Consider the following 8,308-nt stretch of genomic DNA (forward strand, 5'->3'; position numbering starts at 1 on the left):
ATGAACGTCCGGCGCGTCGCGCGCATCCTCGGACTGCTCGCCGCGATCCTCGCCGCCGCGCAGCTGCTCCCGATCGCGTGGAGCTGGCTCGCGGGGGAGACGCACGCGGTGCGCGCCTTCCTCGAGAGCTCGGCCGCGACCGCGCTGCTCGGCGGCGCGCTCTACGCGCTCGGCACGAGCGAGGGCGAGCTCTACCGGCGGGAAGGCGTCGGCATCGTCGTCGGCGCGTGGGCCCTGGCGTCGATCACGGGCGCCCTGCCCTACGTCGCGAGCGGCGCGATCCCGGGCCTCGCCGACGCGCTCTTCGAATCCGCGTCCGGCTTCACGACGACGGGCGCGTCGGTCCTCACGGACATCGAGGGCGCGGGACGCGGCATCCTGTTCTGGCGCGGCTTCACGCAGTGGCTCGGCGGCATCGGCATCATCGTGCTGTTCGTCGCGCTGCTCTCCGAGCTCGGGCCCGGCGCGCGCTTCCTGTTCAAGCTCGAGGTGCCGGGCCCCAAGGCCGAGATCCTCCACGCGCGCGTGCAGCACACCGCGGCGGCGCTCTTCCGCGTCTACCTCGTGATGTCCGCGCTCGAGGTGGTCGCGCTCCTCGCGTGCGGGCTCGACCTCTACGACTCCCTCACGCACACGTTCGCCACCGTCTCGACGGGAGGCTTCTCGCCGTACGCCGCGTCGATGGGGCGCTTCGGCGCGCCGGCGCAGGCCGTCGTCGTGCTCTTCATGGCCGCGGCCGGCGCGAACTTCTCGATCTACTGGGCGATCGCGCACACGCGCAGCGCGGCGGCCCTGCGCGACGCGGAGCTGTGGTTCTACGGTGCGCTGCTCGCCGGAGCGACCGCCCTCGTCGCGCTCGACGGCGCGCTGCGCGAGGCGCCGATCCCGGTGCTCGACGCGGCATTCGCGGTCGCCTCGATCCTCACCACCACGGGGTTCGCGACCGCCGACTTCGACCGCTGGCCGGACTTCTCGCGCGCGCTGCTCGTCGCGCTCATGTTCGTCGGCGGCTGCGCGGGCTCGACCGCGGGCGGCGCGAAGCTGATCCGCGTGCTCGTCGGGTGGCGCGCCACCATGCGCGAGGTGCGCCTCATCTACAGCCCGCGCGCCGTGATGGCCGTCGTGGTCGGCGGAAAGCCCGTACCCAACGAGAGCGTCGGCGGCGTCGCGAGCTTCCTGATCCTGTGGATGTTCGCCTGGGGAGCCGGGGCGCTGCTGCTGTCCGTCGGCGACGCGGACCTCGTGACGGCGGCGACGGCGTCGATCGCGACGCTCGGCAACGTCGGCCCCGGCCTCGCGGCGGTCGGCCCGTCGGGCCACTTCGCCGCGTTCGCCGACTGGCAGAAGCTGCTCATGGTCTTCCTGATGTGGCTCGGGCGACTCGAGTTCTTCGCCCTGCTCGCGCTCTTCCAGCCGGCCTTCTGGCGTCGCTAGGCGACGCCGACCACCGCTCGCGGGACCGGCAGCGGAAGCGACCTTCCGCGCGCGCGGAACGCCGGCTCCCCTCGCACCGCGCACCGCGCTGGCAGGCCGCGCGCATCGACGCGCGGAGGTGCGCGCCGGCGCGCGCGCGGCGCCGCGCGCGGCGCCGCCGGCACACGGCTTGCTCTTCGCACCGACGACCGCCGTGCGCGAACGGCTCGCGCACGCGACCGGAGCGAGCCGCGACGATGTCCGCCCCCGCCGTCCGCAGCACTCCCGCGCACCGGCGACTCGTCTCGCCGGCCGCACCGCGTGCGCACGCGCCGACGCGCGACGCGCACCCGACCGCGCGCGCGCTGCGCGTCGCGACGCTTCCGTTCGCGGTCGCTCTCGCCGCCGCCGGCGCGCTCGCGCTCGGGGCCGTCGAGCTCGAAGGCGGCTACCCGACGAGCGGGCGCGCGCAGCTGCAGCGCCTGGCCGATGCCGCCGCGCTGCGCGCCGGTGCCGCGCTGCGAGCGGGCGCGCGCCCGGACGCGCTCGCCGCGCTCGCGCGCGCGGGTGCCGAGGAGGCGCGGCGCGAGGCCGGTGTCACCGCTCCGCGCGCGCTCGCCGCCGACTTCGAGGTCGGCCGCTACGACGCGGCCCGTCGCGCCTTCGCGCCCGGCGGCCTCGCCCCCGGAGCGCCCGCCTACCGCGTCACCCTCCATCGCGGCGCCGTCGCCGCGCGGCAGAGCGGACTCGTCGCGCGCGGTGCGTGGGCCGGCGACGCGCGCGCGACCGCGATCGCGACCGTCGCACCGCGGGACGTCGCCCTCGTCGTCGATCGCCGCGGCACGAGCACCGCGCGAGCCGACGTCGCACGCACCGCAGCGCTCGTGCTCGACGCACTCGCGGAGAGCGACCCGGCGCACGTCGACCGGCTCGCCATCCTCGCGTTGGACCCGACGCCGCGCATCGCGCTCCCGCTCGGGCCGCGCGGGCCGCGCGCGTCGCGCGAGGCCGAGGCGGCGCTCGACGCGCTCCGGGCGGGCGACGCGACGAGCGCGGAGCCGGACGACGAGGGCGGTGAGGCGATCGCCGCCCCGGGCTCGGACGGCGCGGCTCCGACCGCCCTCGCGGCGGCCGCGCGGCTCCTCGCAGCGGGCGACGACGCGCGCGGTCGCGAGCGCCGGATCGTCCTCGTGACCGCCGACGCGCGCTGCGCCGCGCCGCGGGATGCGCGCCGGAGCACCGGCGCGCGCGACGGCGCGGCGCACGTCTTCGTGGTTCGCGCGGGCGGGGACGGGGCCCCGGCCTGCGAGGCGGCCGTCGACGCGCTCGTCCGCGGCTACGGCGTCGCGATGGCCGTCGACGCCGCCCGGGAGGCCGCGGCGCGCGAGGCGCTCGCCGCGGTCGTGCGCGCGGGCCCCGTGCAGCTCGTTCCCTAGCCGCTCGCCCCTCCGCTCCCTCCTCCCCGGCGCGCGAGCGCGGCGCGCCTCCTTCGCGCGCGACGCGCTGCGATCCGCTCCGGCTTCAACGCGTCCGCCGCGCCGCGCGCGCGCGCGCCGCGCGGCCGCCCGAACCTCGAGTCGAGACGCGCGCTCGCCGATGCACGCGGCCGTGCGCACGGCGGATCGCCGTGCGGAGGAGCTCCGCCCGATGCGCCGTGCCACGCCCCTCGCGCCGCCCCGAAACCGACGCCGCAGCGCCGCGCGCGGGCTCGGCGCCGCCCTCGCCGCCGCGCTCGTCCTCGCCGGCGGTGCGTCGGTGCTCGTCCCTGGCCCCGCCGGCGCAACGACGATCGGCTACTGGCGGATGGAGGTCGACGACGACCCGAGCGCAGCGGGACTCTCGACGCCGAACGAGGTCGCCTTCGGGACCGCGCTCGTGTCCGCCGAGGCGACGCTCGACGGCGCGAACCTCCCGACCGGCGTCGTGCCGCTCACCTTCTCGACGAATGCCTCGAGCCTCGGCGCGACCGCGCAGGGCGGCACGAACGGCATCAACGCCGCGGCCGCGTGGTACCCCGAGCTCGCCGTCACGAGCATCACGGTCGAGTTCTGGGCGCGGACCGTCGAGTCGGTCGCCACTCCGTTCCGCATGTCGAGCGGCGGACTCGACGGCATCGTCGTCACGGATCCGAACTCGCTCGACGTCACCTGGCACGTCGACGTCGGCGGCACGCCGACGCGCTTCTCGTTCTCGGGCGTCGACGACATGGACGCCGCCTGGAGCCACTACGCGTTCGTCTACGACGAGGTGTTCGGCGTCGCGACCTTCTACGTCGACGGCCTCGTCGTCGCGACGTTCGACGGCCCCGACGGCGCGCCGCTCGTGCTGCTGCCCGGCACCGCGGTCGAGGTCGGCGTGCTGATGGACTACGCGAGCGCCGGCCAGGGGACGATCGACGAGCTGCGGATCTCGAACGCCGCGCTCGGGCCGAGCGGATTCCTGGTGCCCGAGCCGTCGACCGGCGCGCTCGTCGCGCTCGGAACCGCGGTGCTCGCGATGCGGCGCGGGTCGCGACCGCGCCGGGCCGGGGCGCCGCCGCGCCGCTGACGTTATGCTCGGCGGCCGTGTCCGACGCCGCCCCGTTCGTCCACGCGCACGCGCTCTGCGAGACGCCCCACGTCGGCGCCGGAACGCGCGTCTGGGCGTTCGCCTACGTGCTCGACGGCGCGCGCATCGGGCGCGACTGCAACATCTGCAGCCACGTGTTCATCGAGGGGGCGGTCGTCGTCGGCGACCGCGTGACGGTGAAGAGCGGCGTCCAGCTCTGGGACGGCGTCGAGCTCGAGGACGACGTGTTCGTCGGGCCGAACGCGACGTTCACGAACGACCTGTTCCCGCGGAGCCGCCGCCGTCCGGAGCGCTGGCCGCGCACGCTCGTGCGGCGCGGCGCGTCGATCGGCGCCAACGCGACGATCCTCGCGGGCCTCGAGATCGGCGAGCGCGCGATGGTGGGCGCCGGCGCCGTGGTGACGCGCTCGGTCGCCCCCGGCGCCATCGTCGCGGGCAACCCCGCGCGCCCGATCGGCGAAGTGGGCGACCGCTAGCCCGGCCACCGCGAGAGCGGACTGCCGCGCCTCAGACGCCGACGACGAAGCTCACGCTCGTCGTGCCGCTCCCGCCGATGTTCAGCGTCTGGACGGTCTTCGCGCCCTCGACCTGGTAGTCGCCGGCCTGCTCCGTCACCTGGAGATACGCGTCGAGCAGCTGCCGCACGCCGGTCGCGCCGACCGGATGGCCCGCGCCGATCAGCCCGCCGCTCGGGTTGATCGGGTGCTTGCCGTCGATCTCGAGCCAGCCGGCCTCGATCGCCTTCCAGCTCTCGCCGGGCTTCGTGATGCCGAAGTGGTCGATCGCCATGTACTCCGAGGTCGTGAAGCAGTCGTGCGTCTCGATCACGTCGATCTGCTTCGCGCTCGCCACGCCCGCGCGCTTCATCGCCGACGTGATCGTCGAGCGCACGTGCGGGAGCACGTACTTCTGGCCCTCGCTCTCCGCGACCTTGTCCGAGAAGCGCAGGCGCGCCGTGTTGTGGCCCCAGCCCTTGATGCGCGGGACGTCCTTGAGCTTGAGCCCCCGCCCCTTCGCCCACTCCTTCGCGTAGTCGGCCGATGCGAGGAAGACGCAGACCGCGCCGTCCGTGACCTGCGAGCAGTCGGCGATGCGGATGCGGCCGCCGACCGCCGGGTTGTCGTCCGTGCGGCACAGCGCGTGCTGCTTGTTCATGTACCAGGTGCGCGTCTGCGCGTTCGGGTTCAGCTTCGCGTTCGCGTAGTTGATCTTGCTGATCTCCGCGAGGTACTCGTCCTTCAGGCCGTAGCGCTTGTCGTACTCGTCGCCGAGGCGCCCGAAGAGCTTCGGGAACGGGAACTCGACGCCCTCGGCCTCCTCCTCGTACCACGCGGCCGTGCCGAGGTACGCGCCGCCCTCGGCGGCGGAGACCGTCTTCATCTGCTCGATGCCGACGACGGCCTGCAGGTCGTAGCGGCCGGCCTCGATCTCCGCCGACGCCGCGAGCAGCGCGATGCTGCCCGACGCGCACGCCGCCTCGTGGCGCCCGGTCGGCAGGCCGCTGAAGGCCGGGTCGACCTCGGTGAAGAACGCGCCGAGGTGCCCCTGCATGCAGTAGAGCTCGGCGGCGAAGTTGCCGACGTGCGCGCTCTCGACCTCCTCGGGCGCGATGTCGCAGCGCTCGAGCGCGCCGCGCACGCCTTCCCGCATCAAGGCCGAGAAGTGCTTGCCTTCCTTCGTCCAGTTGCGCGCGAAGTCCGTCTGGTACCCGCCGAGAACGTAGACGTCCGATCCCTTGGCCATCGCTCGAACCCTCTCTCCGGTGGCGTGTCGCTAGGCGGCGACGAAGTACTTGCCGATGTTGACGTGGGGCGCGTGGAACAGCTGCTTCGGCCGCTTCGGCTTCGCGAGCTTCTCGAGCGCGGCCGGGACGTCGAGGCCCGCCTCCGCGATCATCGCGACCACCGTGCGCGGCGTGAGCACGTCGACGAGCACGGACGGCGGCGCCCAGTTGAAGCCGGCGCCCATGATCCGATCGATGCCGTCGATCGAGTCGGTGACCTCGCCGACGCGCTGGAAGGCGTAGGCGACGTAGCCGGCGACCACCTTGCGCGCGCGCGCGGCGTGCGGGCAGCGCGCGGTCGCGAAGGCCTGCATCGCCTCGGCGTAGCGGCCCTGGTGGTGGAGCGACGTGACGGATTCGAGGTAGGCGAGCTCCGGGAGCGCGATCTCGGCGACCGGCTTGTAGCTCCCGCTCGCGACGTCGAGCGCGAGCCGCACCTTGCCGTCGCGCTTGAAGAAGCCGCCCTTCGTCTTGTCGCCGAGCACGCCCTTCGCGATCAGCGCGTCCATGTAGCCGGGAAGCCGGTTGGTGGCGCGCGCCTCGTCCTCACAGTTCGCGTAGACGTTGTCGACGATCGCCTTGTGGATGTCCCAGCCGACGAGGTCGACCGTCGCGAGCGGCGTGAGCGCGCGCCCCGTGTAGGGGCCGACGACGGTGTCGACGTAGTGCGGCCCGTGCTCCTCGGCGAGCTGCGCGCACTCGTTCAGCACCTTGAAGCCGACGCGATTGCCGGCGAACGCGGGCGTGTCGTGCGTGCGCACGATCTCGCGCCCGAGCCGCAGCCGCGAGAACGCCTCGACGAAGTCGACGACGTCGGAATCGGTGTCGCGCCCGGCGACGAGCTCGGTTCCGACGATCACGTTCGGCGGATTGAAGAAGTGGAGGCCGAGGAAGTGGCGGCGGAACGACTCGCCGCGCCCTTCGCACAGGCCGTCGATCGAGAGCCCCGACGTGACCGTCGCGACGATCGCGTCGTCGCGCCGGAACTTCTCGACCTGGTCGAACATGTCGCGCTTGAGCGCGACGTCCTCGGTGAGGGCCTCGAAGACGAGGTCGGCCGTGGCGAGCGCGGAGGCGAGATCGGCCTCGTAGCTCCCGCACGTCGCCGCGTCGGCGACGGTGGGCGAGCGCACCTGCTTGATCGCGGCGGCGAGGCCCTGCTCGGCCTTCTCCTTCGTGCGCGCGAGGAACGTCACCTTGGGAACGGCTTGCGTGAACAGCGCCGCGCTGCCGTATCCCATCGTTCCGTTCGCGCCGAGGACGACGACGTGCTCGAGGTTGCGACTGCGAGCGAGTCGGCGGACCTCGCTCGCACTGAGGGCATCGGTTCCAGCCATGGTGGGGGTGATCTCGACTCTGCTTCGGGGGCCGCGCGGCGACCGGACTCCACCGCGTGCGGATGGACGGTGGGAGCGAGCGCTCCGGCGCCATTCCGCCGCGAAGTCCCGAGATTGCGCTGCCGGGGATGGATCGTCAATCACTTCGCGGGCGCGCGTCGCTGCGGCGACGCGCGACGCGACGATCGCTGCGCACGGCCTGCCGGCAGCGCGCGCGCGACTGCCAGTCAGCCCTGTGCGGGCTCCTCGTCGCGCAGCCGGATCGGCCCGAAGCAGTCGGGGTAGCGCGGCTGCTTGTCGGCATAGAAGGCGCGAACGACGTCCATGTCCGCGCGCACGTCGCCCGACGGCACGAAGAACGCGCCGAAGCCGCCCGTGTGCGTCGCGTAGTCGAGGAATCCCATGTGGACGGGCACGCCCGCGGCCTGCGCGATGCGATAGAAGCCCGACTTCCAGTACTCCGCGCGCGAGCGCGTCGCCTCGGCCGGCACGACGACGACGAGCTCGTCGCGCTCGCGGAAGAGCGCGGCCACCTGCGCGACGAGGTCGTTGCGGCGATCGCGGCGGACCGGGATGCCGCCGAGCGCGCGCATCACGGGGCCCATCGGCCCGCGGAAGAGCTGGTGCTTGCCCATCCACGACACCGGCACACCGACCGACCACGCGAGCGACAGCAGGTGGAGGAGATCCCAGTTCGAGGTGTGCGGCGCGGCGATCAGCACGAAGTGCCGCGACGACGGGACGGGCGGCGCGACGCGCCACCGCGTGACGAGCAGGACGAGGCGCGCCAGCAGGCGCTTGATCTTCACGGGCGTCGCCTCTCCGCGGGGCCGCGCGGACGCGGGCGGCGGAGACTAGCAGCGCGGGCCCGACGTGCGGCCCCCTGCCGCACACGCCTCGCACACGGCTCGCACACGACTCCCGTGCGGCCGCGCCGCGACGCCGGCCGGACGCGCGACGAGACCGGTCGCTTCGCCGATGCGCTATACGCCGAGCCGGCCCCTGGAGGATCCCATGGCCGACCCCGCACCCGCTTCCGCTCCCGGCGACCGCGCGCACGCGACGAGCGCGATCACCGACGCGATGCTCGCCCACTACTGGGAGCACGGCTTCGTCGTCGCGCGCGGCCTCGTCCCCGAGCGCGACCTCGCCGCCTACCGCGAGCGCCTCGCCGACATCGTCGAAGGGCGCGTCGCGCCCCCGCGCA

General features: G+C 74.2%; 7 protein-coding genes and 1 pseudogene. 5 read left to right on the forward strand and 3 right to left on the reverse strand.

Features of this window, described 5'->3' with window-relative positions; all coding sequences use genetic code 11:
- From R3E88_19855 to R3E88_19870, 4 genes and pseudogenes are all read left to right on the forward strand, one after another.
- On the forward strand, window positions 1–1,434 hold the full coding sequence (locus R3E88_19855) for a TrkH family potassium uptake protein (GenBank protein ID MEZ4218737.1): 1,434 nt from the start codon (window positions 1–3) through the stop codon (window positions 1,432–1,434).
- 236 nt (window positions 1,435–1,670) lie between these two features.
- Complete coding sequence (locus R3E88_19860) at window positions 1,671–2,849, forward strand: hypothetical protein (protein ID MEZ4218738.1); 1,179 nt, start codon at window positions 1,671–1,673, stop codon at window positions 2,847–2,849.
- Window positions 2,850–3,060: 211 nt separating this feature from the next.
- Window positions 3,061–3,960: a LamG-like jellyroll fold domain-containing protein gene (locus R3E88_19865; GenBank protein MEZ4218739.1), complete on the forward strand. Its 900-nt coding sequence runs from the start codon at window positions 3,061–3,063 to the stop codon at window positions 3,958–3,960.
- Window positions 3,961–3,977: 17 nt separating this feature from the next.
- Window positions 3,978–4,454 (forward strand): annotated as a pseudogene (locus tag R3E88_19870) (acyltransferase).
- 34 nt (window positions 4,455–4,488) lie between these two features.
- Here the strand turns inward: R3E88_19870 and R3E88_19875 are convergent.
- From R3E88_19875 to R3E88_19885, 3 genes are all read right to left on the reverse strand, one after another.
- Window positions 4,489–5,724: an acetyl-CoA acetyltransferase gene (locus R3E88_19875; GenBank protein MEZ4218740.1), complete on the reverse strand. Its 1,236-nt coding sequence runs from the start codon at window positions 5,722–5,724 to the stop codon at window positions 4,489–4,491.
- Window positions 5,725–5,754: 30 nt separating this feature from the next.
- Window positions 5,755–7,101 (reverse strand): 3-hydroxyacyl-CoA dehydrogenase family protein, encoded by a 1,347-nt coding sequence (locus R3E88_19880; GenBank protein MEZ4218741.1) that lies wholly within the window; start codon window positions 7,099–7,101, stop codon window positions 5,755–5,757.
- Between the two features lie 227 nt (window positions 7,102–7,328).
- Window positions 7,329–7,910, reverse strand: a complete 582-nt coding sequence (locus R3E88_19885; protein MEZ4218742.1) for a 1-acyl-sn-glycerol-3-phosphate acyltransferase — start codon at window positions 7,908–7,910, stop codon at window positions 7,329–7,331.
- A gap of 205 nt (window positions 7,911–8,115) precedes the next feature.
- On the opposite strand from R3E88_19885, the gene R3E88_19890 reads away from it, so the two are divergent.
- A partial coding sequence (locus R3E88_19890; protein MEZ4218743.1) for a hypothetical protein occupies window positions 8,116–8,308 on the forward strand: 193 nt, incomplete at its 3' end.

It is taken from the genome of Myxococcota bacterium (assembly GCA_041389495.1).
In the GTDB taxonomy this organism is placed as follows: domain Bacteria; phylum Myxococcota_A; class UBA9160; order UBA9160; family UBA4427; genus JAWKRT01.